The 23,640-nt window shown below is 66.5% G+C and carries 26 protein-coding genes; 20 read left to right on the forward strand and 6 right to left on the reverse strand.

Annotated elements, in window-relative coordinates; genetic code table 11:
• Positions 1-56: 56 nt before the first annotated feature.
• The 20 genes from QUG03_RS02010 to QUG03_RS02105 all read left to right on the forward strand — a co-directional run bounded on the left by QUG03_RS02010 (position 57) and on the right by QUG03_RS02105 (position 15,645).
• Complete coding sequence (locus QUG03_RS02010) at positions 57-1,073, forward strand: COX15/CtaA family protein (protein ID WP_488876568.1); 1,017 nt, start codon at positions 57-59, stop codon at positions 1,071-1,073.
• Between the two features lie 25 nt (positions 1,074-1,098).
• Positions 1,099-1,998: a heme o synthase gene (locus tag QUG03_RS02015; protein WP_337882518.1), complete on the forward strand. Its 900-nt coding sequence runs from the start codon at positions 1,099-1,101 to the stop codon at positions 1,996-1,998.
• A complete protein-coding gene (locus QUG03_RS02020; RefSeq protein WP_227105544.1) occupies positions 1,998-2,585 on the forward strand; it encodes an SCO family protein in 588 nt (195 codons plus the stop codon). The genes QUG03_RS02015 and QUG03_RS02020 overlap by 1 nt, the downstream gene beginning before the upstream one ends.
• 93 nt (positions 2,586-2,678) lie before the next feature.
• The gene (locus tag QUG03_RS02025; RefSeq protein WP_227105543.1) at positions 2,679-3,395 is read left to right on the forward strand and encodes a flagellar brake protein; all 717 of its coding nucleotides are present in this window, start codon (positions 2,679-2,681) and stop codon (positions 3,393-3,395) included.
• Between the two features lie 55 nt (positions 3,396-3,450).
• A complete protein-coding gene (hisG, locus tag QUG03_RS02030) occupies positions 3,451-4,092 on the forward strand; it encodes an ATP phosphoribosyltransferase (protein ID WP_500819242.1) in 642 nt (213 codons plus the stop codon).
• Positions 4,093-4,102: 10 nt separating this feature from the next.
• Positions 4,103-5,395, forward strand: a complete 1,293-nt coding sequence (hisD, locus tag QUG03_RS02035; protein WP_107800988.1) for a histidinol dehydrogenase — start codon at positions 4,103-4,105, stop codon at positions 5,393-5,395.
• A gap of 60 nt (positions 5,396-5,455) precedes the next feature.
• Positions 5,456-6,445 carry an ABC transporter substrate-binding protein gene (locus QUG03_RS02040; RefSeq protein WP_235085897.1) on the forward strand — a complete coding sequence of 330 codons (990 nt, stop codon included), beginning with the start codon at positions 5,456-5,458 and terminating at the stop codon, positions 6,443-6,445.
• 99 nt (positions 6,446-6,544) lie between these two features.
• Positions 6,545-7,615: a histidinol-phosphate transaminase gene (gene hisC, locus QUG03_RS02045; protein ID WP_107800986.1), complete on the forward strand. Its 1,071-nt coding sequence runs from the start codon at positions 6,545-6,547 to the stop codon at positions 7,613-7,615.
• 3 nt (positions 7,616-7,618) lie between these two features.
• The gene (gene hisB, locus QUG03_RS02050; RefSeq protein WP_107800985.1) at positions 7,619-8,212 is read left to right on the forward strand and encodes an imidazoleglycerol-phosphate dehydratase HisB; all 594 of its coding nucleotides are present in this window, start codon (positions 7,619-7,621) and stop codon (positions 8,210-8,212) included.
• 82 nt (positions 8,213-8,294) lie between these two features.
• Positions 8,295-8,936 (forward strand): imidazole glycerol phosphate synthase subunit HisH, encoded by a 642-nt coding sequence (hisH, locus tag QUG03_RS02055; RefSeq protein ID WP_107802036.1) that lies wholly within the window; start codon positions 8,295-8,297, stop codon positions 8,934-8,936.
• A 20-nt stretch (positions 8,937-8,956) separates the two neighbouring features.
• Positions 8,957-9,697 carry a 1-(5-phosphoribosyl)-5-[(5-phosphoribosylamino)methylideneamino]imidazole-4-carboxamide isomerase gene (gene hisA / locus QUG03_RS02060; RefSeq protein ID WP_107800984.1) on the forward strand — a complete coding sequence of 247 codons (741 nt, stop codon included), beginning with the start codon at positions 8,957-8,959 and terminating at the stop codon, positions 9,695-9,697.
• Positions 9,698-9,774: 77 nt separating this feature from the next.
• The gene (hisF, locus tag QUG03_RS02065; protein WP_019103912.1) at positions 9,775-10,539 is read left to right on the forward strand and encodes an imidazole glycerol phosphate synthase subunit HisF; all 765 of its coding nucleotides are present in this window, start codon (positions 9,775-9,777) and stop codon (positions 10,537-10,539) included.
• A gap of 118 nt (positions 10,540-10,657) precedes the next feature.
• On the forward strand, positions 10,658-11,050 hold the full coding sequence (gene hisI / locus QUG03_RS02070; protein ID WP_107800983.1) for a phosphoribosyl-AMP cyclohydrolase: 393 nt from the start codon (positions 10,658-10,660) through the stop codon (positions 11,048-11,050).
• Between the two features lie 124 nt (positions 11,051-11,174).
• Positions 11,175-11,501, forward strand: a complete 327-nt coding sequence (locus QUG03_RS02075; protein WP_043589545.1) for a phosphoribosyl-ATP diphosphatase — start codon at positions 11,175-11,177, stop codon at positions 11,499-11,501.
• A 22-nt stretch (positions 11,502-11,523) separates the two neighbouring features.
• Entirely contained in the window at positions 11,524-11,850 is a 327-nt protein-coding gene (locus QUG03_RS02080) for a histidine triad nucleotide-binding protein (protein WP_107800982.1), read from the forward strand.
• Positions 11,851-11,922: 72 nt separating this feature from the next.
• Entirely contained in the window at positions 11,923-12,132 is a 210-nt protein-coding gene (gene tatA, locus QUG03_RS02085; RefSeq protein WP_043589548.1) for a Sec-independent protein translocase subunit TatA, read from the forward strand.
• A gap of 14 nt (positions 12,133-12,146) precedes the next feature.
• Positions 12,147-12,647 (forward strand): Sec-independent protein translocase protein TatB, encoded by a 501-nt coding sequence (gene tatB, locus QUG03_RS02090; RefSeq protein ID WP_107800981.1) that lies wholly within the window; start codon positions 12,147-12,149, stop codon positions 12,645-12,647.
• 72 nt (positions 12,648-12,719) lie between these two features.
• Positions 12,720-13,460 (forward strand): twin-arginine translocase subunit TatC, encoded by a 741-nt coding sequence (gene tatC / locus QUG03_RS02095; RefSeq protein WP_107802034.1) that lies wholly within the window; start codon positions 12,720-12,722, stop codon positions 13,458-13,460.
• A complete protein-coding gene (locus QUG03_RS02100) occupies positions 13,457-13,810 on the forward strand; it encodes a DUF2069 domain-containing protein (protein ID WP_107800980.1) in 354 nt (117 codons plus the stop codon). Before tatC ends, QUG03_RS02100 begins: the two co-directional genes overlap by 4 nt.
• A gap of 203 nt (positions 13,811-14,013) precedes the next feature.
• Positions 14,014-15,645 (forward strand): methyl-accepting chemotaxis protein, encoded by a 1,632-nt coding sequence (locus QUG03_RS02105; protein ID WP_107800979.1) that lies wholly within the window; start codon positions 14,014-14,016, stop codon positions 15,643-15,645.
• 16 nt (positions 15,646-15,661) lie between these two features.
• Here QUG03_RS02105 and QUG03_RS02110 read toward each other — a convergent pair whose 3' ends face one another.
• The 6 genes from QUG03_RS02110 to kynB all read right to left on the reverse strand — a co-directional run bounded on the left by QUG03_RS02110 (position 15,662) and on the right by kynB (position 23,579).
• Complete coding sequence (locus QUG03_RS02110) at positions 15,662-16,456, reverse strand: TatD family hydrolase (RefSeq protein WP_107800978.1); 795 nt, start codon at positions 16,454-16,456, stop codon at positions 15,662-15,664.
• A gap of 18 nt (positions 16,457-16,474) precedes the next feature.
• On the reverse strand, positions 16,475-18,232 hold the full coding sequence (locus QUG03_RS02115) for an ABC transporter ATP-binding protein (protein WP_500819243.1): 1,758 nt from the start codon (positions 18,230-18,232) through the stop codon (positions 16,475-16,477).
• Positions 18,222-19,994, reverse strand: coding sequence for an ABC transporter transmembrane domain-containing protein (locus tag QUG03_RS02120; RefSeq protein ID WP_500819244.1), 1,773 nt, complete (start codon positions 19,992-19,994; stop codon positions 18,222-18,224). Before QUG03_RS02120 ends, QUG03_RS02115 begins: the two co-directional genes overlap by 11 nt.
• A gap of 143 nt (positions 19,995-20,137) precedes the next feature.
• Entirely contained in the window at positions 20,138-21,526 is a 1,389-nt protein-coding gene (locus tag QUG03_RS02125; RefSeq protein ID WP_227105538.1) for an amino acid permease, read from the reverse strand.
• A gap of 137 nt (positions 21,527-21,663) precedes the next feature.
• Positions 21,664-22,917 (reverse strand): kynureninase, encoded by a 1,254-nt coding sequence (gene kynU / locus QUG03_RS02130; protein WP_500819245.1) that lies wholly within the window; start codon positions 22,915-22,917, stop codon positions 21,664-21,666.
• Positions 22,918-22,925: 8 nt separating this feature from the next.
• Entirely contained in the window at positions 22,926-23,579 is a 654-nt protein-coding gene (kynB, locus tag QUG03_RS02135; protein WP_107800973.1) for an arylformamidase, read from the reverse strand.
• Positions 23,580-23,640: the final 61 nt, after the last annotated feature.

Consider the following 23,640-nt stretch of genomic DNA (forward strand, 5'->3'; position numbering starts at 1 on the left):
CCGCGCGGCCCCGCGACATCCGCAGTTTCTTGGCCGCTCGACAAGGGGAGAGCAGCATGAGGCGACTGATCTGGCTGGCATTCATCCTGGCATGCGTGGTCGTGCCTTTCGGCGCCTATGTGCGCCTGTCCGACGCCGGGCTGGGCTGTCCGGACTGGCCGGGCTGTTACGGCCAGATCTCCCCGCATCACGCCGCGGAACGCATTCAGCAACAGCAAGCCCAGAGCCCGGACGGCCCGGTCAGCCTGGGCAAGGCCTGGAAGGAAATGAGCCATCGCTATCTGGCCGGCGCGCTCGGCGCGCTGATCGTCGCCATCGGCTGGCAGGCGTGGCGGCGGAAACGCCACCGCCGGGTCGCCGGGACGCTGTTGGCGGTGGTGCTGCTCCAGGGCTTGCTGGGCATGTGGACGGTGACCTTGCTGCTCAAGCCGGCCATCGTCACCCTGCACCTTATCGGGGGCGTGTCGGTGCTGCTGCTGCTGGCCTGGCTGGCGCTGTCGCCGCGGCTCGCTTCGGTGGACGCGCCGGTGTCGTTGAGCTGGCTGGCGCGCGCTCTGGCGCTGGCGGTGGCTATGCAATTGGCCCTGGGCGGCTGGGTGTCCACCAACTACGCCGCGCTGGCCTGTCAGGGCTTTCCCGCCTGCAATGGCGAATGGTGGCCGCAGATGCGCTTCGAACACGCTTTCCATCTGTTCCGCGCCTTGGGCGAGGCGCCGGACGGCAGCCCGCTGGCGGTGGGCAATCTGGTGGCGGTGCATTGGCTGCACCGGCTGGGCGCTGCTCTGGTGACCGTTTTGTGCCTGAGCGCGGCGCGCGCCGGCTGGAGGCTGCCGGCGCTGCGCGGCCACCTGTGTTGCTTGCTGGCGGCGCTGTCGCTGCAGATCGGGCTGGGCATCGCCAATGTGTTGCTGGCGCTGCCCTTGCCGGTGGCGGTGCTGCACAACGCCGGCGCCGCCTGTCTGCTGCTGATCAGCAGCCTGCTGGCGCTGCGGCTGAGGCCGGCGCGCGCCGCGCAGGCGCGGCCGGTCGGGCCTTTGCCCCGTCTTTCCAAAAACCATCGCGAATGGGTTTGAGCGCCGCATCCTGAGGGGGAAAAACATGAACGCAGCGGAGCTTCAGCAGGCGCGCCAGCACGCGGTCGCCTTGATGCAACTGGCCAAGCCCCGGGTGGTGGGGCTGATCGTATTCTGCGCGGTGATCGGCATGTTTCTGGCGGGGCCGGGCTGGCCGGATCCGGCGCGCCTGTTGCCGGCTACCGCCGGCATCGCGCTGGTGGCCGGCGCGGCGGCGATGATCAATTGCCTAGTGGAGCGCACGGTGGACGCCAATATGCGCCGCACCGCCTGGCGCGCCACCGCCCGCGGCGAGGCCGGCGCGGCCGAGACCCTGGTCATCGCGCTGACCGCCGGCGGCATCGGCATGGCCTTGCTGGCCGGCCTGGTCAACGCCTTGACCGCCTGGCTGACGCTGGCCACCTTCGTCGGCTACGCCATCGTCTACACCCTGCTGCTCAAGCCCAATACGCCGCAGAACATCGTGATCGGCGGCGCCAGCGGCGCGATGCCGCCGGTGCTGGGCTGGGCGGCGATGACCGGGGAGGTGCACGCGTTCGCGCTGGTGCTGTTCCTGATCATCTACGCCTGGACGCCGCCGCATTTCTGGGCGCTGGCGCTGTACCGCCGCGACGATTACGCCCGCGCCGGGCTGCCCATGCTGCCGGTGACCCACGGCCAGCGTTTCACCACGCTGTCCATCTTGCTGTACTCGCTGCTGTTGTCGGCCATCACCCTGTTGCCGGTGGCGATGGGCGCGGCCGGCTGGCTCTATCTGCTGGCGGCGCTGGCGCTGGACGCGCGGCTGCTCTTCCTTGCCGTGCGCCTGCATCGCCAGTATGCTGACGCTCTGGCCCGCCGCGCCTTCGCTTGGTCGATCTGGTATCTGACCTGGCTGTTCGCGGCCCTGCTGATAGACCATTACTGGCTGATACCCGTTTCCTGATGCGCAAATTGATAAAACTCGCCGGCTGGCTGCTGCTGCCGTTGTGGCTGGCCGCGTGCTCGCCGAATGAACCCAAGCTGGATTTGAAAGGCACCGACGTCGCCGGCGCGTCGATAGGCGGCGATTTCACGCTGACCGACCACCAAGGCCAGCGCCGCAGCCTGTCCCAATACCAGGGCAAGGTGGTGGCGCTGTTCTTCGGCTACACCCATTGCCCGGACGTCTGCCCCACCACCATGCTGGAATACGCGGCGGCGGTGAAGCAGCTGGGCGAGCAGGCCAGCCAGGTGCAGGTGCTGTTCGTCAGCATAGACCCGGAACGCGACACGCCGCAGGTGTTGGCCGGCTATGTGCCGCATTTCAATCGAAGCTTCGTCGGCCTGACCGGCACGGCCGGCGAGGTCGAGCAGATCAAGAATCAATACAAGGTCGTCGCCCAGCGGGTGAGCCAGCCGGGCGGCGGCTATAGCGTGGACCACAGCGCCGGCTCCTATCTGTTGGATAAACAGGGCCGTTTGCGAGTGTTTGAGGCCTATGGCACGCCGTCGGCGAGCTTGGCTCATGATATTGGCCAGTTGTTACGCTAAACTTGGCGTATCGGAAACTGACGCAGACATGAAAGTCGGATCAAAGTGAGCAACGACCATAACGCTGGCGCAACATCCGGCTCGCAACCATCGTTGGACCTCGCCAAATACACGCTGTCCACGTCGGTGGAGATCGCCCATCATCTGGCCGGCATCGCCAAGAACGGCCACATGGTGACGGTGTTTTCCAATAAGGGAAAAACCTTCATCCTGACTCGTTTCCTGGAGGTGGACCACAAGGCGGGCACGCTGGTGTTCGACTGGGGCGCGGACCCGGAGACCAATGAACATCTGCTGGCCAGCGAGCGCAATGTCTTCGTCTGCTCGCCGGAGGGCGTCAAGACCCAGTTCGTCACCGGCCAGGTGCGCCGCATAGACTGGGAGGGCCAGCCCGCCTTCCAGGCGGATCTGCCCGAGCAGGTGATCAAGCTGCAGCGCCGCGAATTCTTCCGCATCCAGACCCCGGCGGCCAGCCCGGTGATGTGCCATGTGGCCGATTACCCGCACAAGCCCATCGACCTGGCCTTGTTCGACGTCAGCCTGGGCGGCGTCAGCATGTGGCTGCCGCAGCCGGCCACGCCCGGCTTCGACATCGGCCAGCAATACCAGCGCTGCACGCTGGACCTGAAACCGCTGGGCGGGCTGCATATCGGGCTGGAAGTCCGTCACCGGCTGGCCGCCAAGCTGCGCAACGGCAACGAGGCCGTGCGCATCGGTTGCTCCTACCTGGGGCTGACGCCGGCGATGGAGACGCTGATCCAGCGCTACGTCGGCCTGCTGGAGCGCGAACGCCGCGCGCTGGTCGGCTGAATCCGCGCGCCGCTTCGCCTTAACCTCGATTTCGTCATCCTTGCCGCAAGACATCATGAAGCTGACTATTGCCCTGTCCAAAGGGCGCATCTTTGAAGAGACCCTGCCCCTGCTGGCCGCCGCCGGCATTTTGCCGGCGGAGGACCCGGAAGCCTCACGCAAACTGATCATCGGCACCAACCATCCGGGCGTGCGGCTGGTGATCGTGCGCGCGTCCGACGTGCCGACCTATGTCCAGTACGGCGCCGCCGATCTGGGCATCGCCGGCCGCGACGTGCTGATCGAGCACGGCGGCGCCGGCCTGTACCAGCCGCTGGATCTCAATATCGCCAAATGCAATATGATGGTGGCGGTGCAGAACGGCTTCGACTACGAGGCCGCGGTGCGCTGCGGCGCGCGCCTGAAGATCGCCACCAAGTATCCGCAGATCGCGCGCGAGCATTTCGCCCGCAAGGGCGTGCATGTGGACATCATCAAGCTCTACGGTTCGATGGAGCTGGCGCCGCTGGTCGGCCTGGCCGACGCCATCGTGGACCTGGTCTCCACCGGCGGCACGCTGCGCGCCAACGATCTGGTCGCGGTCGAACACATCGTCGACATCAGTTCGCGGCTGGTGGTCAACCAGGCCGCGCTCAAGCTCAAACACGACGTGATCCAGCCGGTGCTGGACGCATTCGCCGGCGCCGTGCCGGCCTGAGGTCCGCTCCATGCTGAAACTGTCCTCTTCCCAAGCCGATTTCACCGCCCGCCTGCAGGCGCTGTTGGCCTTTGAAACCGCGCAGGACCCGGCCGTCGACGCCGCCGTCGCCGCCATCTGCGACGACGTCAAGGCGCGCGGCGACGCCGCGGTGATCGACTACACCAACCGCTTCGACCGCATGCGCGCGGTCTCGATGGCCGATCTGACGCTGTCGCGCGAGCAACTGGAAGCCGCCTTCCACCGGCTGAGCGATCCGGTGCGCCACGCGCTGAGCACCGCGGCGGAACGGGTGCGCCGCTATCACGAGAAGCAACTGGCGCATTCCTGGAGTTATCAGGACGAGGACGGCACCTTGCTGGGCCAGCAGGTGACGCCGCTGGACCGCGTCGGCATCTACGTGCCGGGCGGCAAGGCCGCCTATCCCAGCTCGGTGTTGATGAATGCGATGCCGGCCAAGGTGGCCGGCGTCGGCGAAATCATCATGGTGGTGCCGACGCCGGACGGCGAGCGCAACGATCTGGTGCTGGCCGCCGCCTACATCGCCGGCGTGGACAAGGTGTTCACCTGCGGCGGCGCCCAGGCGGTGGCGGCCTTGGCCTACGGCACCGAGACCGTGCCCCAGGTCGACAAGATCACCGGCCCGGGCAACGCCTACGTCGCCGCGGCCAAGCGCCGGGTCTTCGGCGTGGTGGGCATCGACATGGTGGCCGGCCCGTCCGAAATCCTGGTGATCTGCGACGGCGACACCCCGCCGGACTGGGTGGCCATGGATTTGTTCAGCCAGGCCGAGCACGACGAAATCGCCCAGGCCATCCTGCTGTGCCCGTCGGCGGACTATATCGCCCAGGTCGAGGCCAGCATCGCCAGACTGCTGCCGCAGATGCCGCGCCGCGCCATCATCGAGGCCAGCCTCGGCAATCGCGGCGCGCTGATCCAGGTCGGCGATCTGGCGCAAGCCTGTGAGATCGCCAACTACATCGCGCCCGAGCATCTGGAACTGTCGGTGGCCCATCCGGACGAGCTGTTGCCGTTGATCCGTCACGCCGGCGCCATCTTCATGGGCCGTTTCACTTCGGAGAGCCTGGGCGATTATTGCGCCGGCCCCAACCACGTGCTGCCCACCAGCCGCACCGCGCGTTTCGCCAGCCCGCTGGGCGTGTACGACTTCCAGAAGCGCAGCAGCCTGATTCGGGTGTCCCAGGCCGGTGCGCAGACGCTGGGCCAGGTCGCCAGCCTGCTGGCCCACGGCGAAGGCCTGAGCGCGCATGCGCGTGCGGCGGAGCTGAGGCTGGACGCCTAGCGCCGCTGGAGGCGAAACGCCGCTTCATCGCTTAATCTGGATAGGTAACCGGAGAAGGCGATGGCTGGGCTGAAACGCATCATGGCCGGACTCTGTCTGGCCTTTTTCTTGTCCGCGGCGGCAGGGGCGCAACCGCGGGTGCTGGTGGTGGAGAGCTATCACAGCGACTACCCCTGGGATCAGGATTACCGCCGCGCCCTGCAGGAGCGTCTGGGCAAGCGCGCGCAGCTGAGCTATTACGCGATGGACACCAAGCGTCTGCCGCCGGCCCAGCATCAGGCGCGCGCCGACGAGGCGCTGGCGATGGCGGCGAAAATAAAACCTGAGCTCGTCATCGTCGGCGACGACGCCGCCTTGCAAAGAGTGGGCAGCAAGCTGGCCCAGCGGGGCGTCCCGGTGATCTATCTGGGCATCAACAACAATCCGCGCAATTACTTCCCGGGCGCGGCGTCGGGCGTCAGCGGCGTGCTGGAGCGGCCGTTGATTCTGCGCAGCGTCTTCGAATTGGGCAAAACCGTCAAAGGCCTGCGCAGCGCGCTGGTGCTGTTCGACGACGATCTCACCTCGCGCATCATCCGCGACGAGACCTTCGTCGGCCGCGACACCATGCTGCTGGCCAATATCCACGTCGACCTGGCCTTGACCGGCTCCTATGCGGACTGGCAGCGGCGGGTGCTGGGCGCCGCCGGCCGCTATCAGGCGGTCTGGGTCGGCCTTTACTTCACCCTGCGCGACGCCGGCGGCAAGGTGGTGCCCGGCGATGAAGTGCTGCGTTGGACCGCCGCCCACGCCAAGCTGCCGCTGTTCGCGTTCTGGGATTTCGCCGTGGGCAAGGACAAGGCCGCCGGCGGCCTGGTGCTGTCCGGCTACGAGCAGGGCCGCGAGGCGGCCAAGCTGGCCGAGCAAGTGTTGTTCCACGGCAAGCCGGTGGCCAGCCTGTTCCCGGTGACGCCGTCGGAAGGCCGCTATGTTTTCAGCCGCGAAGGCCTGGCGCGAGACCGCATAGAGCTGCCGGCGCGGCTGCGGGAACGGGCGAATTGGGTCGAGTAGCTGAAAGCGAATGAACACGCTACTATAGCTTTTCGTCTTTTCCGATAATACGGCTCCGCCCGCGGGGCTTTTGTTGGCCGCCAGGCCGATTGCGAAGTCATGAAAAAGTCCGTCCGACAGCTGGTGCGCGATGAGATCGCCGCCATCAGCGCCTACCCGGTAGCCTCCGCCGACGGCTACATCAAGCTGGACGCCATGGAGAATCCGTGGCCGCTGCCGGCCGAGCTGCGCCAGGAACTGGCGCGGACGCTGGCCGACGTCGCCGTCAACCGTTATCCGGACCCGTCCGGCGGCACGCTGAAAGCCCAGCTGAAGCAGGCGTTTTCCATCCCGGAGCCGGCCGAAGTGCTGCTGGGCAACGGCTCCGACGAGCTGATCACCCTGGTGGCGCAGGCGCTGGCCCGTCCCGGCGCCAAGTTGCTGGCGCTGGAGCCGTCCTTCGTGATGTACAAGATGAACGCGCTGTTCTCCGGCCTGGACTATGTCGGCGTGCCGCTGCGTTCCGATTTCAGCCTGGACCTGCCGGCGACGCTGGCGGCCATCGCCGAGCATCAGCCGGCGGTGGTGTTCGTGTCCTACCCCAACAACCCGACCGGCCCGCGCTTCGCCCGCGCCGAGGTGGAAGCGATCTGCGAGGCCGCGCCCGGCCTTGTGGTGGTGGACGAGGCCTATCAGGCTTTCGCCAGCGACAGCTTCATGAACCTGGCCGGCCTGCGCGACAATCTGATCGTGATGCGCACGCTGTCCAAGCTGGGCCTGGCCGGCATCCGCCTGGGTTACGCCGCCGGCCCCGCCGACTGGATCCGGGAACTGGACAAGGTGCGCCCGCCGTACAACGTCAATGTGCTGACCCAGGCCGCCGCGCGCTTCTCGCTGCGCCATATCGAGGTGTTCAACCGCCAGGCCGCGGAACTGTGCGAGGAACGCGGCCGGCTGGCCGCCGGGCTGGCGCGCCACGCCGCCATCGAAGCCTTCCCGTCGGAAGCCAATTTCATCACCATCCGGGTGCCGGACGCGCTGGCCTTGTACCAGCATTTCAAGGCCAGCGGCATCCTGATCAAGCAACTGCACGGCAGCCACCCCTTGCTGGAGCGATGCCTGCGCCTGACTGTGGGCGCGCCGCAGGAAAACGACGCCATGTTGGCGGCCCTGGACGCTTACTTCGCCTGAGCCATGAGAACCGCAACCGTTACCCGCAATACCCTGGAAACCCAGATCACCGTCAGCCTGAATCTGGACGGCGCCGGCGTAGGCCGCTTTGAAACCGGCGTGCCCTTTCTCGACCACATGATGGACCAGATCGCCCGCCACGGCCTGATCGATCTGGACGTGGTCGCCCACGGCGATCTGCATATCGACGCCCACCACACGGTGGAAGACATCGGCATCACCCTGGGCCAGGCCTTCGCCAAGGCGATAGGCGACAAGAAGGGCATCCGCCGCTACGGCCACGCCTACGTGCCGCTGGACGAGGCGCTGAGCCGGGTGGTGATCGACCTGTCCGGCCGTCCGGGCCTGGTATACCAGGTCGAATACACCCGCGCCAGCATCGGCCAGTTCGACGTCGACCTGTTTTCCGAGTTCTTCCACGGCTTCGTCAATCACAGCATGGTCACGCTGCACATAGACAATCTGCGCGGCGTCAACAGCCATCATCAGGCCGAGACCATCTTCAAGGCCTTCGGTCGCGCCTTGCGCATGGCCTGTGAGGCGGACGAGCGCATGGCCGGACAGACGCCGTCCACCAAGGGCACGCTGACCGCATAAGTCGGCCGCGCCGTTTTTTCAGGGCTCCGGCCGCATTTGGCCGGAGCGCCGCCACACCCCGAAGCGAGCTTGCAGGATGGCGATTAAAGTTGCAGTAGTGGATTACGGCATGGGCAATCTGCATTCGGTGCTCAAGTCGGCGCAGGCCGTCAACGACATCGGCGCGGACATCTTCCTCACCAGCGAGCCGGAAGCCGTGCTCAAGGCGGACAAGGTGATCTTCCCCGGACAGGGCGCGATGCCGGACTGCATGCGCGAGCTGAACCAGCACGGGCTGGCCGAGGCGATAAGGGAAAGCACCAAGAACAAGCCGTTTTTTGGCATCTGCGTCGGCGCGCAGCTATTGTTCGAGGAAAGCGAGGAGGGGCCGACTCAAGGCCTGGGCCTGTTCCCCGGCAAGGTGGCGCGTTTTGCCGCCGGGCTGCGCGACGCCGAGGGCGAGCGTTTGAAAGTGCCGCACATGGGCTGGAACCAGGTGTTCCAGACGCGGGTCCATCCCTTGTTCGCCGGCATCGCCGACGGCGAGCGTTTCTATTTTGTGCATAGTTACCACTTTGCGCCGGCCGATGCGGGCCTGACGTTGGCGGAAAGTGAATACCCTGAGCGGTTTTCCTGTATTGTCGGTCGTGAGAACATTTTCGCAAGCCAGTTCCACACCGAAAAGAGCCACCGGGCCGGCCTTCAGATGATGAAGAACTTCCTGGCCTGGGATGGCAGTGTTTAACTCACGTTTGATTTAGCACCATGCTGCTCATACCCGCGATAGACCTGAAAGACGGTCAATGCGTACGCCTGAAACAGGGCGTGATGGACGATGCCACCGTTTTCTCCGACGACCCCGTGCAAGTCGCCGCCCATTGGCGCGATCAGGGCGCTCGCCGCCTGCATCTGGTCGACCTCAACGGCGCCTTCGCCGGCAAGCCCAAGAATCTGGCGGTGATCCGCGATATTCTGGGCGAAGTCGGCAATGAAATCCCCGTGCAATTGGGCGGCGGCATCCGTGATCTGGACACCATAGAGAAGTACCTGGACATGGGCCTGGCCTACGTGATCATCGGCACCGCCGCGGTCAAGACCCCGGGCTTCCTGCACGATGCCTGCGACGCCTTCCCCGGCCAGGTCATCGTCGGCCTGGACGCCAAGGACGGCATGGTGGCGATAGACGGCTGGGCCAAGGTCACCAACCACAAGGTGATCGATCTGGCCAAACGCTTCCAGGACTACGGCGTCAATTCGGTGATCTACACCGACATCGGCCGCGACGGCATGATGAACGGCGTCAACATCGACGCCACCGTCAAGCTGGCGCAGGCGCTGACCATCCCGGTGATCGCCTCCGGCGGCCTGAGCAATCTCGACGACATCCGCGCCTTGTGCGCGGTGAAGGACGAGGGCGTCGAAGGCGCGATCACCGGCCGCGCCATCTACGAGGGCGGCATCGATTTCGCCGCCGCGCAGACGCTGGCCGACGAATTGTCGGACTGAGAGCCTGTTCTCGACTTATCAAGCCATGCCGGCCCGTACGCACTGTTCGGGCCGGTTGGCCGTTTGCCGGACCCCATATGCTTGCCAAACGCATCATCCCCTGTCTGGACGTGACCGCCGGTCGCGTCGTCAAAGGCGTCAACTTCCTGGGTCTGCGCGACGCCGGCGACCCGGTGGAAATCGCCCGCCGCTATAACGAGCAGGGCGCGGACGAACTGACCTTTCTCGATATCACCGCCAGCTCGGACCAGCGCGACATCATTCTGCACGTGATCGAATCGGTGGCGGAGCAGGTGTTCATTCCGCTGACCGTGGGCGGCGGCGTGCGGGAAGTGGCGGACATCCGCCGCCTGCTCAGCGCCGGCGCGGACAAGGTCAGCATCAATACCGCGGCGGTGACCCGGCCGCAGCTGGTGAGCGAGGCGGCCGATCGCTTCGGCAGCCAGTGCGTCGTCGTGGCGGTGGACGCCAAGGCGGTGACGCCGGAGAACGACCGCTGGGAGGTGTTCACCCACGGCGGCCGCACGCGCACCGGCATCGACGCGGTGGCGTGGGCGCGTCAGATGCAGCAACTGGGGGCGGGCGAAATCCTGCTGACCAGTATGGACCGCGACGGCACCAAGATAGGCTTCAATCTGGAGCTGACGCGCGCGGTGTCGGAAGCGGTGGACATTCCGGTGATCGCCTCCGGCGGCGTGGGCACGCTGCAGCACCTGGTGGACGGGGTCAAACTGGGCAAGGCCGACGCGGTGCTGGCCGCCAGTATTTTCCATTTCGGCGAGCACACGGTGGCGGAGGCCAAGCAGGCGATGCGGGACGCCGGCATCGAAGTGCGGCTGTGAGCGCTTTCCGATCGACACTCTTGCCGGCGTCTTAATTTGAGGCGAAGCGGGCGCCGCGCTGAATCATTTGCTGCGCCGCCACTCATAGCCAAGGCGCGCGGCCTTCTAAAGGTGAGCCATGAATTGGTTGGATGAAGTCAAATGGGACGACAAGGGCCTGGTCGCCGCCATCGCCCAGGACGCCGCCAGCGGCCGGGTGCTGATGGTGGCGTGGATGAATCGCGACAGCCTGGCCCTGACCGCCGAAACCGGCGTCGCCCATTACTGGAGCCGCTCGCGCGGCAAGCTGTGGAAGAAGGGCGAGGATTCCGGCCACCTGCAAAGCGTCAAGGAGTTGCGGCTGGACTGCGACGGCGACGTGGTGGTGATGCAGATCGAGCAGGCCGGCGGCATCGCCTGCCATACCGGCCGCGAAAGCTGCTTCTACCGCCGCTTCGATCCGGCGCGGCAAGATTGGGAAGTGGTGGACGCGGTCTTGAAGGACCCGGGCGCCATCTACGGCAAGGCCTGACTTGCGCGCGGTCAACGCCTTGCGGCGGCTGGCCGTTAGAATGGCAGCCGGCAAGGCGATTGTTATCGTTTTGCCATCGGAACGACATATACTTGCCGGGGTTGCGGCGTAAAGGAATAGCGACATGAGCCAGGATGTGCTGAAAACCATCGCGGACACGCTGGAAGCGCGGCGCGAGGCCAGTTCCCAGTCTTCCTATGTGGCGTCCCTGTTTCACAAGGGCGAGGACGCCATTCTGAAGAAAGTGGCGGAGGAGGCGGCGGAAACGCTGATGGCCTCCAAGGACAAGGACAAGCTGCATCTGGTGCGCGAAGTGGCCGACCTGTGGTTCCACAGCATGGTGTTGCTGACCTATCATGGCCTGCGGCCCGAGGACGTGCTGATGGAGTTGAAGCGGCGCGAGGGTATTTCCGGCCTGGATGAAAAGGCCTCCCGCGCCCCCACCCCTTAAGATTGAGCGAGAGCCGACAATAATGACAGACTGCATCTTCTGCAAAATCGTGGCCGGGCAGATTCCGGCCAATAAAATCTACGAAGACGACGATGTGCTGGCCTTCCACGACATCCGTCCGATCGCTCCCGTGCATTTCATGCTGATTCCCAAGCTGCACGTGGATTCGCTGGCCCATTGCGGCCCCGAGCACGAGGCGGTGCTGGGCAAGATGCTGACCCTGGCGCCCAAGCTGGCGCGCGAGCAGGGCCTGGAGGGCGGCTTCAAGACCGGCATCAACACCGGCCGCGGCGGCGGGCAGGAAGTGTTCCACCTGCACGTGCATGTGTTCGGCCACAAGAATAACTGATCGGCCCGCGGGCCCGAAGCGGGAGGCCGGGCGGCCTCCGCGTACTAATTCGATTTGATAAGGAAGTGAATCATGGGTTCTTTCAGCATCTGGCACTGGCTGGTGGTATTGCTGATCGTGGTGCTGGTGTTCGGCACCAAGAAACTGCGCAATATCGGTGAAGATCTGGGCGGCGCGGTCAAAGGCTTCAAGGAAGGCATGAACGGCGAGAACGACAAGGCCGCCAAGGACAAGCCGGCTGAAACCGGCCGCATCATCGACGGCGACGCCGACAAGAAATAAGGCGCGGCTCAAGCGTGTTTGAAATCAGCTTTGGCGAAATCCTGTTGATAGGCGTGGTGGCCCTGGTGGTCTTGGGGCCGGAGCGCCTGCCCACGGTGGCGCGCACCCTGGGCGCGCTGGTGGGCCGCGCCCAGCGTTTCGTGGCCACGGTGAAGTCCGACATCCAGCAGCAGGCCAATCTGACCGGCCTGAACGAATTGCGGCAGGACATCGAGGACGCGGCGCAGTCGTTCAAAGGCCAGCTCGACTCCGAAGTGCGGGGCGTGCGCGAGGCGATGGAGCAGAACAGCGCCGAACTGCGTTCCCTGGCGGACGAGGCGCGCGCGCCGGTGGAAGAGGCGGCCAATCTCATCCACGGCGGCCTGCAGCCGGATCTGCTGGACCCGCTTCCGGCCGACGTCGAGGCGCAGGCCGAGGCGGCGCCGGTCAAGGACGAGAACCAGCTGGACCTGTTCGACGACTTGCCGCCGGCGGCGCCGGCTCCCCAGCCGGCCGATCCGCCATCGCCGCGTTGAGCTTGGCCGCACCCGGCCGGGCGGGACTGGCGCCCGCTCCGGCCGTTCCTGAATCCATTGGACATCCCGCGCATGAATGAACAACCCTTGCTCGCGCATCTGATCGAGTTGCGCACCCGTCTGGTACGGGCGCTGCTCGGCGTCGCGCTGGTGTTTCTCGGCCTGTTCCATTGGTCCGGGGACATCTACCATCTGCTGGCCAAGCCGCTGCTGGACGCGTTGCCTAAGGGGGCGAACATGATCGCCACCGACGTCACCGCGCCGTTCTTCGTACCGGTCAAGGTGACCATGCTGGTGGCCTTCCTGATCTCGCTGCCCAATACCCTGTACCAGATCTGGGCCTTTGTCGCGCCCGGGCTCTACCACCATGAGAAACGGCTGGTGCTGCCCCTGGTGGTGGCCAGCCTGTTGCTGTTCCTCACCGGCATGGCTTTCGCCTACTTCCTGGTCTTCCCCGTGGTGTTCGGCTTCATGTCGGCGGTGACGCCGGTCGGGGTCAGCATGATGACCGACATCGATAAATACCTGTCCTTCGTGCTCGGCATGTTCATGGCCTTCGGCGTCACCTTCGAGGTGCCGGTGGTGGTGATCCTGCTGGTGCGCATGGGCGTGGTGTCGGTGGAAAAACTGCGCCAGGGCCGGCCTTACGTGATCGTCGGCGCCTTCGTGGTGGCCGCCGTCGTCACGCCGCCGGACGTGCTGTCGCAAACCCTGCTGGCGGTGCCGCTGTGGCTGTTGTACGAGGCGGGCATTCTGTTGGCGGTGTTCCTGGGCCGCAAGAAGGAGCGCCCTTTGCTGGAGGATGGTTCATGAATCGAAACGCCTGGCATTACGGCGCGTCGGCGTCGCTGATCGCCCTGATCCTGCTGTGCCTGGCCTGGGAGCTGTGGCTGGCGCCGCTGCGTCCGGGCGGCTCGCTGCTGGCGCTCAAGGCGGCGGTGCTGCTGCTGCCGCTGCGCGGCATCCTGGCCCAGCGCCTGTACACCTATCAATGGGCCAGCATGTTCATCCTGGCTTATTTCACCGAGGGCGTGATGCGCGGTTGGGCGGATCGCGGCCTGTCGCAACAACTTGCATGGGGCGAAATCTTCTTAAGCGGACTATTCTTCGTCTGTGTATTGGGCTTTGCCAGAACCTTCAAGTTGTCGCGTCAGCCGCAGTAGACCTCGCGCGCAGCCAAAAGGAAGCCGTCAGCTCATGCTGACGGCTTTTTTTGCGTCCGCCGCGCATGCCGGGCGCAGAGTGTGAAACTTGCCGGAGTCATGCGGTGAAAACCGTGAACGGCTTGGTTTACCATCGCGGCGAAACCGCGGACTTGAATCGGCGGGAATCCAAAAAAAACATAGTTTGGTTGGGGAGTGTGTAAATGCGGAATATGACGATTGCGGCCCGGATCACCCTGGGTTTCGCCTTGTTGCTGGTGGCGCTGGCGGTGACCAGCTTGCTGGCCTTCATGGGGTTGGGCAGCATTTCCAGCCGGGTGGAGGATGTCAGCACTCATGAACTGGCCTTTTACCGCGACGTGGTGGAGTTGCAGCAGCATATGGGCAATCTGCGGCGTTTCGAGAAGGACTATTTCATCAATCTGGGCGACGCCGCCAAGCGGAGCGAGTACAGCGGGAAATGGAGCAAGACGCTGGACGGCGCGCACGCGGCGATCAAGAGCGCCGGCACCCATCCGCTGAACGGCGACGCCGCCCAGCAGCTGACGACGCTGGACGGACTGCTCAACAGCTACGCCGACGGCTTCAAGACGGTGGGCGCCAAGGTGGACAAGCAGGAACTGGCCAGCACCAGCGACGCCAACAAGGCGTTTGGCCAGTACAAGGGCAGCATCCACCAGATGGAAGAGGTCTCGGCCAAACTGGCCAAGGGCGCTTCCGACGCGGTGGCGGGGCTGCGCGGCCAGATCGACGCCTCCGCGGACGCGGTGCGCAGCCAGTTGCTGGCCACGGTGGCGGTCGGCCTGCTGGCCAGCCTGGTGGTGTCCTGGTACATCATCCGCTCCATCCGCGTGCCCTTGCTGCAGATGCGGGATTCCGCGCAGCAACTGGCGCAAACCTGCGATCTGAACCTGGAACTGCCGGACTTCGGCCGCAATGAGCTGGGCAGCGTCGGCGAATCGCTGGCCTCGCTGGTCGGCACCGTGCGCCGGCTGGTGCAGGAAGCCCAGGGCCACGCCACGCAACTGGCCAGCGCCTCGGGCCAGATGGCGGACGTCAGCTCCCAGGTGTCCGGCGCCGCGGCCAATCAGGCGGAATCCGCCGCCAGCGGCGCGGCGGCGATCGAGCAGATGTCGGTCAGCATCAATCTGGTGGCGGACAATACCCGCGACGTGGAGGGCCAGGCGCGCCAGACCATGGCGCAGGCGGATCGCGGCAACGGCCTGGCGGAAAAAGCCGCCAGCGAGATCCAGCTGATCGCCAGCGGCATTACCGAAACCTCCACGGTGATGGGGCAGCTCAATCAGCGTTCCAGCGATATCGGCGACATCGTGCGGGTGATCCGCGATATCGCCGAGCAGACCAATCTCTTGGCGCTGAACGCGGCGATCGAGGCGGCGCGGGCCGGGGAGATGGGCCGCGGCTTCGCGGTGGTGGCGGACGAGGTGCGCAAGCTGGCCGAGCGCACCAGCCAGGCCACCACCGAGATTTCCACCCATATCGAAGGGGTGCAGACCGATACCCAGCGCGCCTACCAGAGCATGCAGCAGGCCAACGCCCGCATCGAGAGCGGCGTCAGCAGCACCTCCAGCGTGGCCGAGTCGCTGCGTGAAATCCATCAGCTGTCCCAGCACTCGGTGGAACGCATCACCGACATCGCCAACGCGATCAAGGAGCAAAGCCACGCCAGCCAGCTGGTGGCGGGCAATGTGGAGCAGATGGCGCAGATGAACGAGAGCACCGCCAAGGCCTCCGGCCAGGCCAGCCAGCTATCGCAGGAACTGCAGCAGTTGTCGGTGGATTTGGACTCCAATCTCAGGCGCTTCCGCACCTGAGGGAAGGGGCTTCATCTCAGCCGGCGATGCCCAGCGCCTCCAGGCTATTGCGGTACAAGGCCTGGCGCAGCGCCGTCTCCGGCAGGCCGCGCAGCTCGGCCAGCTGCGCGCTGAAGGCGGCCAGATGGGCCGGCTCGTTGGGCCGGTCCTGGGCGAATTCGGGGCGGATGTCCGGCGCGTCGGTCTCCAGCACCAGGCCGGACAGCGGCAGCGTGGCCGCCAGCCGGCGGATGCGCTGGGAGCCGGAGTAGGTCATCGCACCGCCGAAGCCCAGCTTCATGCCCTGGCGCAGCATCGCGTCCGCTTGCTGCGGGCTGCCGTTGAAGGCGTGGGCGATGCCCCGCTCGACGCGCTGCTCGCGCAGATGCTTGAGCACGCGGTCCACCGATCGGCGCACGTGCAGCACCACCGGCAGCGCGTATTTGCGCGCCAGCTTCAGCTGTTCGACGAACAAGGCCTCCTGCCGCGCCGGATCCAGCTCCGGCAGATAGAAGTCCAGGCCTATCTCTCCCACCGCCTCCGGCCGCTGTTCGCGCAGCGCGCGCTCCAGCTGCTCCAGATGCTCGTCCAGATGCCGTTCCAGATAGATGGGATGCAGGCCGAAGCCTATCCAGCAGCCGTGATCGCGGCGCATGGCGGCGGCCGCGTCGAAGGTGTCGGCGCGCACCGCCGGCACCAGGATCTGGCCGACGCCGGCGGCGCGCGCGCGCTCCAGCACGGCGGACAGCATCGGCGCCAATTCCGGCGCGTCCAGATGGCAGTGGGTGTCGATCAGCGCGCCGGGCGCGGGCAGGGCGGGGAAACGGTGCATGGCGGATTCGTCGTTCGCTCAGCCGGCTTCCGGCTGCAATTGCTGCAGCAAGTATAGCCGTTGGTAGATGCCGCCCTCGGTCATCAAGGCCTCGTGATTGCCGGTTTCGGCGATCTGGCCGTGGTTGAGCACGATGATGCGGTCGGCGTCGCGGATGGTGGACAGCCGGTGGGCGATGGAGATCAGGGTGATCTGGCCGCGCAGCTGTTCCAGCGCTCCTTGCACCAGTTGTTCGGTTTCGCTGTCGATGTGGGAGGTGGCCTCGTCCAGCAGCAGGATGCGCGGCTTGCCCGCCAGCGCGCGGGCGATGGCGATCAGCTGCTTCTGGCCGCTGGACAGCCGCGAGCCGCTCTCGCCCATATCGGTGTCGTAGCCCTGCTCCAGGGCCAGGATCAGATCGTGCGCGCCGGCCGCGCGCGCGGCGTCCTCGATCTGCTGCTGCGTCAACGGCCGGCCCATGGCGATATTGTCGCGCGCGCTGGCGGCCAGCAGAAAGGGCTCCTGCGGCACCAGGCCGACGCCGTCGCGGAAGGCGGCGTCGTCGAAGGCGGCCAGCGGCTGCTCGTCGATCAAGATCTCGCCGCCTTGCGGCGCGTAGAAGCGCAGCAGCAGCGACAGCAGCGTGGATTTGCCGCTGCCGGTGTGGCCGACGATGCCGATAAAGCCGCCGGCCGGAATCTCCAGCGAAAGATCGGGCAATACCGGCCGCTCAGGCTGATAGCCGAAGCTCACCCGGCGGAAGCTGACCGCGCCCCGCTCGATGCGGCCCTGGCCCTGGCCGGCCGCCGCCGCCGGCTCCTGCAGCAGCGCGTCCACCCGCGCCGCCGCCACCACCGCCTGCTGCAGCTGGCTGAACTGCATGGTGATCTGGATCAGCGGGTCCACCATGCGGCCGATATAGCTGATGAAGGCGTAGAGCACGCCGATCTGCAGCGCGCCCAGCGGCCGCTGGCTGAAGCTGTAGATCACCCCGGCCAGCAACAGCACTTTCAGCAGGTCCAGCGCCGGACGCAATAGCCAGGCGTTGGCGCTCAACTCCGCGATCCGCGCCCGGTAGTAATTGTGGTTGGCCTGATCGAAACGCGCGGCGAAGCGGCCGGTGGCGTTGGCGGCCTGCAACACGCTCATGCCGGAGATGGACTCGGCCATCTGGGCGTTGATGTCGCTGCGCAGCGCGCGGGCGCGCGTCACCGACGGCGCGCTCCAGCGCTGGTAGAGCCAGACGATGGCCAGCATCGCCGGCAGCAGCAGCGCCGCCAGCAGCATCAGCCGCCAGTCCAGCCAGGCCATCGCCGCCATCACGCCGATGACCACGATGCTGCTGTCCAGCATCACGAACAGCACCTGCACGTACAAGGCCTTCACCGATTCGGTGTCGTTGGTGACGCGGCTGACCAGCTGGCCGGTGATCGCCTTGTCGAAAAAGGCCATCGGCAGCCGGATCACGTGGCGGTAAACCTGTTCGCGCAGCCTTTGCACCGAGCGCATCGCCACGCCGGACAGGCGCACCAGCTGCAGATAGCGCAGGCTGGACGCGGCGTAGCCGGCCATCAGACAGGCGAGCAGCAGCAGGCCCATTTCCAGCCATTGCGGCGCGCGCGGCAGCAGATAGCGGTCGATGAACACCTTGCCCAGCAGCGGCGACAGCGCCTCCATCAGCGCGGCGGCGATCAGCCACAGCGTGCCCCACAGCACATGGCGCTTTTCCGGCGCGGCGGAGTGGCGCAGCAGGGCCACCGCCCGGCTGCGGTTGATCGCGGATTGATCAGATTTCATCCAGGCTGGCCTCCAGTTGTTGATAGCGCCACTGGCTGGCGTACCAGCCGTTCAATTGCAGCAGCGCCTCGTGGCTGCCGGCTTCGGCGATGCCGCCGTGCTGCAGCACGACGATGTGGTCGGCGTCCGCCACCGCGGACAGCCGATGGCTGGCGATGATCACGCTGCGGCCGCGGCGCGCTTCGCGCAGATGTTGCAGAATCTGGGTCTCGGTCTGGGTGTCCACCGCGGACAAGGCGTCGTCCAGCAGCAGCAGCGGCGCGTCCGCCAGCAAGGCGCGGGCGATGGCCAGCCGTTGGCGCTGGCCGCCGGACAAGGCCACGCCTTTTTCGCCCACCGGGGTGGCGTAGCCCTGGGCCAGGCGCAGGATGTCCTCGTGCACCGCCGCCAGCCGCGCCACGCGTTCGATCTCGCGTTCGGCGGCGTCCGGGCGCGTCAGCGCGATATTGTCGGCCACCGAGGCGGAGAACAGAAAGGACTCCTGCGGCACCCAGCTGATCGCCGCGCGCAAGGCGTCCATCTTGTATTCCTCCAGCGGCACGCCGTTCCAGCTGACGCTGCCGGCCGGCAGCGGGTACTGGCGCAGCAGCAGGCGCAGCAGCGTGGATTTGCCGCTGCCGGTGGGGCCGACGATGCCCAGGGTCTGGCCGCGGCCCAGGCGCAGATCGATCGCGCGCAAGGCCGGCGCGCTTTGCCCCGGATAAGTGAAGTTCAGATCGCGCCAGCGCAGTTCGCCGGCCGGCTCCGTGGCGTTGACGCCGCTGTCGTCCACGGACTCGGGCGCGCTCAGCACCGGCTCCAGCCGGTTCCAGCCGGCGCGGCCGCGTTCCAGCAGCGACAGCACCCAGCCGGCGGCGAACATCGGCCAGATCAGCTGGCCCAGATACATGCTGAAGCTGGTCAGCGCGCCTATGGTCAGCTGTTGCTGCCACACCAGATAGCCGCCGATGCCCAGCGTGGCCGCCGCCGCGGTGCTCAGGGTCAGCCCCACCACCGGTTCGAACGCCGCCTCCCAGCGTTGCGCCTCCAGGCTGTTGTCGGCGGCGGAGGCGGCCAGGCCGGCCAGCTCGCGGCTATTGCGTTCCTCCAGGCCCAGGGTGCGCAGCGTGCGCACTCCGCTCAGCGTTTCCTGCACGTGGTCGTTGAGCCGGCTGAAGCTTTGCAGCGAGCCGGCCCAGGCCTGGTGCACGCGGCGGGTGATGCGCCAGAAGGCGAAGGCCATCAGCGGGAAGGGCAGCAGCGCGGCGGCGGCCAGCCGCCAGTCTATGCCCAGGGTCATCATCGCCAGCACCATCACCAGGGCCAGGCTGCCGTCGAAGCCGGCCAGCATCGCCTCGCCGGCGGCCATTTCCACCGCGTCGATATCGTTGGTGGCGCGCGCCATCAGATCGCCGGTGCGCTGGTGATGGTAGAAGCCCGGCCCCTGGCGGCTCAGCCGCTGATACAGCCGGGTGCGCAATTCCACGCCCAGTTGGTAGGCGGCGGCGAAGAGCTGCAGCCGCCAGCCGGCGCGCAGCAGATAGATCACCACGCCGAAGAGCAGCAGCCAGCCCAGCTCGCGCATGAGTTGCGGGGCGCCGAGCTGGCCCTTGGCCAGCAGGTCGACGATTTCTCCGATCTGGCGCGGAATCAGCACGGTGAGCACCGCCACGGCGGCCAGCATCAGCGCCGCGCGCAGATAGTAAGGCCAATGACGGAGGACGAAGTCGCGCAGCAGCGCGGACAGGCTGGCGCCGGGGGCGAGAGCGGACGGGCGTGACATGGCGGGGGCGGATTATCCGGATTGGGTGCGAGCCGAATATTCTATGCCGAATCCGATCGCGGTGTCAGAACCGCTTCAAGCCCGTATCGCGCGAAGCGCGGCGGATCCTGAAGCGGCTCTCGGGCGGGCCCTCGTATGACGGTCTAGCCCTGTTGCGCCGCCGGCTTGGGCCGCGGCTTGCGCACGGTGTGGAACAGCACGACCAGCAGCAGCAGGAAGGGCAGGCCAAAGACCAGGGTCAGCCGGAACACCTCGGTGAAGGCGGTGGTGATCATGATCGCCAGCATCAACACCAGGCCGGCCAGCGTGGTGTAGGGAAACAGGCGCATCTTGAACGGCAGATCCAGGCCGCCGGCCTGATCGTGATGGCGGCGGAAGCGCAGATGGGTGTAGAAAATCATCAGCCAGGTGAACAGCGCGCCGAACATCGACAGCGCGATCATCAGCGTGAACGCCTGTTGCGGAAACAAGACGTACAGCACCGCCGCCAGCGCGATGCCGCTGGTGGACAGCAGGAGCGCGTTGACCGGGATGCCGCGCTGGTTCAGCTTGCCCAGCCCGATCGGCGCGTCGCCGGCGCGGGACAGGCTGAACATCATGCGGGTGGTGATGTAGAGCTGGCTGTTCATCGCCGACAGCGCGGCCACCACCACCACGAAGTTGAGAATGCCGGCGGCGTAGGGGATGTTCAGCACCTGCATCACGGTGACGAAGGGGCTGTTACCGGCGCCGATCCGGCCCCAGGGCACGATGGCGATGATCAGGCTCAAGGACAGCAGGTAGAACACCACCAGCCGCGCGATGGTGGCGCGGAACGCCTGGCGCACCGCCTGTTCCGGGTTTTCCGCCTCGCCGGCGGCCACCGCGATCATCTCCACGCTCAGATAACTGAAGATGGAGATCACCACCGCCACCCACATGCCCCAGACCCCGTTGGGGAAGAAGCCGCCGTCGGCGCTGAAGTTGCGCGCGCCGTAAGCGGGGTTGCCGCTGCCCCACACCACATAGCAGCCCATCAGGATGAAGGCGACGATGGCGAAGATCTTGATGGTGGAGAACCAGTACTCCACCGTGCCGAAGGCCTTGACGCTGGTGGCGTTGACGCCGATCAGCGCGCTGGAGAACAGCAGAATCCAGATCCAGGGCGGGGTGTCGGGAAACCAGTAGCGCATGTATTCGGCCACGGCGGTGATTTCGGTGCCCACCGCCAGCACTACGCAGGCCCAATAGCTGTAGCGCACCAGGAAGCCGGCCAGCGGGCTGACGTAGTGCTCGGCGTAGGCGCCGAAGGAGCCGGAAGTGGCGTGCGCCACCGTCATCTCCGCCAGGCAGCCCATCAGCAACAGGGTGATCAGGCCGCCTATGGCGTAACTGAGCACCACGCTGGGGCCGGCGAAGCCGATGGCGAACTTGCTGCCTAGGAACAGACCGGTGCCGATGGCGCCGCCGATGGCGATCATGCTCATCTGTCCGGCGCTGAGCCGGCGCTGCAGGCCCTGTTCCCTATCCTTGATGTCCTGGAAACTGCTCATGATGTTCTCCTCTGTCTATGCAGCGCGGTCTGGCGGGATCTGACGTCCCTTGCGCTGTAGAGCCGCCGGCCGCGTAGCTATCGCGGGCGGCGGCTCTGTGGAGGCGAGGCGGCAGGGGCCGTCGCGCCGTTCTGGGCTCAGGTCACCGCGCCGCGGCGGTGGAACTCAGGTTTATCCCAGCTGCCGCTGTCCAGAATCTCGCGCAGGATTTCCACCGCGTCCCAGATGTCGGCATGGCTCAGGTAGAGCGGAGTGACGCCGAAGCGCAGCACTTCCGGCTCGCGGTAATCGCCGATGACGCCGTTGGCGATCAAGGCCTGCATCACCGCGAAGCCTTGCGGATGGCGGAAGCTGACGTGGCTGCCGCGGCGCGCGTGCTCGCGCGGGGTGATCAGGGTCAGCGGGTGGCCACCGCAGCGCTGTTCCACCAGCTCGATGAAGAGATCGGTCAGCGCCAGCGATTTGGCGCGCAGCTGCTGGGCATCCACTTGGCGCGCCACGTCCAGACCGCATTCCACCAAGGCCAGCGACACGATGGGCTGGGTGCCGCACAGGAAGCGGCGTATGCCCTGGGCCGGCGCGTAGTCGGCCGCCATCTCGAAGGGCTTGGCGTGGCCCCACCAGCCGGACAAGGGCTGCCAGAAAGCGTTCTGATGGCGCGGGGCCACCCAGATGAAGGCGGGCGAGCCCGGTCCGCCGTTCAGGTATTTGTAGGTGCAGCCCACGGCGAAATCGGCGTCCGCGCCGTTCAGGTCCACTTGCAGCGCGCCGGCCGAGTGCGCCAGGTCCCAGATCGCCAGCGCGCCGCGCTGATGGGCGCTGCGGGTGACCGCGGCCATATCGTACAAATAACCGGTGCGGTAATTGACGTGGGACAGCAGCAGCACCGCCACGTCCTCGTCCAGCGCCTGTTCCTGCGGCAGCGCCTCGTCGATCAGACGCAATTCATAGCCCTGCTGCAGGAATTCGATCATGCCCTGGATCATGTAGAGATCGGTGGGGAAGTTGTCGCGCTCGGACAGGATCACCTTGCGCTCCGGATGAGCTTGCCGCTGGATGCGCAGGGCCGCCGCCAGCGCCTTGAACAGGTTCAGCGAGGTGGTGTCGGTGACCACGGTTTCACCGGGACCGGCGCCCAAGAGCGGCGCCAGCTTGTCGCCCAGACGCGCCGGCATGTCGAACCAGCCGGCGGTGTTCCAACTGCGGATCAAATCATGGCCCCATTCGCCGGTGATCACCTGCCGGCTGCGCTCCAGCGCGCCCTTGGGCAGCACGCCCAGCGAGTTGCCGTCCAGATAGAAAGTGTTGGCCGGCAGGTCGAACCGCTGGCGGAAGCCGGCCAGCGGGTCTTGCTGATCGGCGATGAGACAAGCTTCGCGAGTGTGTTTCATGGCGGGTCCTACACGAGAGGGGTGGAAACGGGCAAGGGCCGCAGCACGGCGCGCACCGGGCTGGCGTCCAGGTTCATCAACTTCAGCGGCAACGCGATCAACTCGTAATCGCCCTCCGGCGCGTGATCCAGCAGCAGCTGTTCCAGGATGGCCATGCGCTGGCGCGCGGTGGCGTGATGGGCATCCATGGTTTTGCTGTCCATCGGGTCCAGCGAGGCGGTGTCCACGCCTATCAGCCGCACGCCCTGGCCGCCCAGCCAGTCGATGGCGGCGGCCTCCACGCCGGGGAAGTCCGCGTCCCAGGCCTCCAGCGGATAGCGCGCGTAACTGCGGATCAGCAGCCGCGGGGGCAGCGGGCCGGGCCGGGCCTCAAGCCGCGCGCGGATCTGCTCCAGCCGGATCAGCGGGCCGGGGGACAGGCAATGGATCAGCCGGCACGGCCCCAGATAGGCGTCCAGCGCCACCTGGCCTATGCCCTGGCCGGCGGCCTGGAAGTGAGCCGGCGCGTCGGCGTGCGCGCCGCTGTGAGGCGACAGCGTCAGCCGCGCCACATTGACCGGACAGTGGGCGTCCAGCTGCCAGGCGGGGCTGGCGTCGAAGGCGGTGTCGCCGGGCCAGACCGGCAGGCCGGCGCGCAGCGGGGGGCTGATATCGAGCAACATGGAGCGGTTCCTGAGCGGTAAGAAGCCTGGAATCATGCTAGCACCAAGGCATCCGCCAGAA

The sequence above is a fragment of the Chromobacterium sp. CCUG 30098 genome, assembly GCF_059916605.1.

What these genes read in the sequence shown, in the direction of transcription:
- hisG (WP_500819242.1), top strand. Translation starts at nt 3,451, where the DNA reads ATGAAGCTGACTATTGCCCTGTCCAAAGGGCGCATCTTTGAAGAGACC.
- QUG03_RS02110 (WP_107800978.1), bottom strand. Translation starts at nt 16,456, where the DNA reads ATGCACCGTTTCCCCGCCCTGCCCGCGCCCGGCGCGCTGATCGACACC.
- QUG03_RS02080 (WP_107800982.1), top strand. Translation starts at nt 11,524, where the DNA reads ATGACAGACTGCATCTTCTGCAAAATCGTGGCCGGGCAGATTCCGGCC.
- hisC (WP_107800986.1), top strand. Translation starts at nt 6,545, where the DNA reads ATGAAAAAGTCCGTCCGACAGCTGGTGCGCGATGAGATCGCCGCCATC.
- kynB (WP_107800973.1), bottom strand. Translation starts at nt 23,579, where the DNA reads ATGTTGCTCGATATCAGCCCCCCGCTGCGCGCCGGCCTGCCGGTCTGG.
- kynU (WP_500819245.1), bottom strand. Translation starts at nt 22,917, where the DNA reads ATGAAACACACTCGCGAAGCTTGTCTCATCGCCGATCAGCAAGACCCG.
- hisI (WP_107800983.1), top strand. Translation starts at nt 10,658, where the DNA reads ATGAATTGGTTGGATGAAGTCAAATGGGACGACAAGGGCCTGGTCGCC.
- QUG03_RS02105 (WP_107800979.1), top strand. Translation starts at nt 14,014, where the DNA reads ATGCGGAATATGACGATTGCGGCCCGGATCACCCTGGGTTTCGCCTTG.
- QUG03_RS02015 (WP_337882518.1), top strand. Translation starts at nt 1,099, where the DNA reads ATGAACGCAGCGGAGCTTCAGCAGGCGCGCCAGCACGCGGTCGCCTTG.
- hisD (WP_107800988.1), top strand. Translation starts at nt 4,103, where the DNA reads ATGCTGAAACTGTCCTCTTCCCAAGCCGATTTCACCGCCCGCCTGCAG.
- QUG03_RS02040 (WP_235085897.1), top strand. Translation starts at nt 5,456, where the DNA reads ATGGCTGGGCTGAAACGCATCATGGCCGGACTCTGTCTGGCCTTTTTC.
- hisB (WP_107800985.1), top strand. Translation starts at nt 7,619, where the DNA reads ATGAGAACCGCAACCGTTACCCGCAATACCCTGGAAACCCAGATCACC.
- QUG03_RS02010 (WP_488876568.1), top strand. Translation starts at nt 57, where the DNA reads ATGAGGCGACTGATCTGGCTGGCATTCATCCTGGCATGCGTGGTCGTG.
- QUG03_RS02120 (WP_500819244.1), bottom strand. Translation starts at nt 19,994, where the DNA reads ATGTCACGCCCGTCCGCTCTCGCCCCCGGCGCCAGCCTGTCCGCGCTG.
- tatA (WP_043589548.1), top strand. Translation starts at nt 11,923, where the DNA reads ATGGGTTCTTTCAGCATCTGGCACTGGCTGGTGGTATTGCTGATCGTG.
- hisA (WP_107800984.1), top strand. Translation starts at nt 8,957, where the DNA reads ATGCTGCTCATACCCGCGATAGACCTGAAAGACGGTCAATGCGTACGC.
- tatC (WP_107802034.1), top strand. Translation starts at nt 12,720, where the DNA reads ATGAATGAACAACCCTTGCTCGCGCATCTGATCGAGTTGCGCACCCGT.
- QUG03_RS02100 (WP_107800980.1), top strand. Translation starts at nt 13,457, where the DNA reads ATGAATCGAAACGCCTGGCATTACGGCGCGTCGGCGTCGCTGATCGCC.
- QUG03_RS02020 (WP_227105544.1), top strand. Translation starts at nt 1,998, where the DNA reads ATGCGCAAATTGATAAAACTCGCCGGCTGGCTGCTGCTGCCGTTGTGG.
- hisF (WP_019103912.1), top strand. Translation starts at nt 9,775, where the DNA reads ATGCTTGCCAAACGCATCATCCCCTGTCTGGACGTGACCGCCGGTCGC.
- QUG03_RS02075 (WP_043589545.1), top strand. Translation starts at nt 11,175, where the DNA reads ATGAGCCAGGATGTGCTGAAAACCATCGCGGACACGCTGGAAGCGCGG.
- QUG03_RS02115 (WP_500819243.1), bottom strand. Translation starts at nt 18,232, where the DNA reads ATGAAATCTGATCAATCCGCGATCAACCGCAGCCGGGCGGTGGCCCTG.
- QUG03_RS02125 (WP_227105538.1), bottom strand. Translation starts at nt 21,526, where the DNA reads ATGAGCAGTTTCCAGGACATCAAGGATAGGGAACAGGGCCTGCAGCGC.